Genomic DNA, 814 nt, shown 5'->3' on the forward strand with positions numbered 1-814 from the left:
TAGGGCATGTCGTCACGAGATATGTTGACATAGGGCACTAATACTTCTGATCGACGACACAGCATGTCGGATGCCCAACATCGCCACGATCTAACGGACCGTCAATGGGCCTTGATCGCGCCGCACTTACCTGGCCGCGCGGGCCAATGGGGCGGCGTGGCCGAGGACAATCGCCAGTTCGTCAATGCCGTCCTTTGGATTCTGCGCACCGGGGCGCCGTGGCGCGATTTGTCACCGGCCTATGGGGGTTGGAAAAACACCCATCGACGGTTTTGCCGCTGGCGTGATCGCGGGATCTGGGAAGCCTTGCTCGAGGTGCTGATCGACGAGCCCGATTTCGAATGGCTGATGATTGATGCCAGTCATTGCAAAGCGCAGGCGAGCGCCGCCGGCGCGCCCGGCGGCAACGATGGCATCGGCCGCACAAAAGGGGGCTCAACACCAAGCTCCATCTGGCCGTGGATGCGCATGGTATGCCGCTCCGAATCCTTGCAACGCAAGGTGCCCGAGCGGATTGTGCAAAAGCTGATGAACTGATCCGTGACTTCGAAGCCGAGCATTTGATCGCGGACAAGGGGTACGACAGCAATGCGATCGTGAGCCAGGCGCGAGCGCAAGGCATGCAGGTCCAGGTGCCATCGCGCGTACACCGCAAAAACCCCCGCGCCTTGGATGCGGCACTGTATCGCCACCGGCACTTGGTCGAAAACGCATTCGAACAACTCAAACGGTGGCGTGGCCTCGCGACGCGCTACGCCAAACGACTCTCGTCGTTCCTGGCCCAAGCTCAGATCGCGTGTCTCTGCTTATGGCT

At 60.7% G+C, this 814-nt stretch carries 1 pseudogene; it reads left to right on the forward strand.

The features are described 5' to 3' along the window. Positions 1-63: 63 nt before the first annotated feature. Positions 64-814 (forward strand): annotated as a pseudogene (locus SAOR_RS12980) (IS5 family transposase); the annotation flags it as partial.

The sequence above is a fragment of the Salinisphaera orenii subsp. orenii MK-B5 genome (genome assembly GCF_003788635.1).
Lineage (GTDB): Bacteria > Pseudomonadota > Gammaproteobacteria > Nevskiales > Salinisphaeraceae > Salinisphaera > Salinisphaera orenii.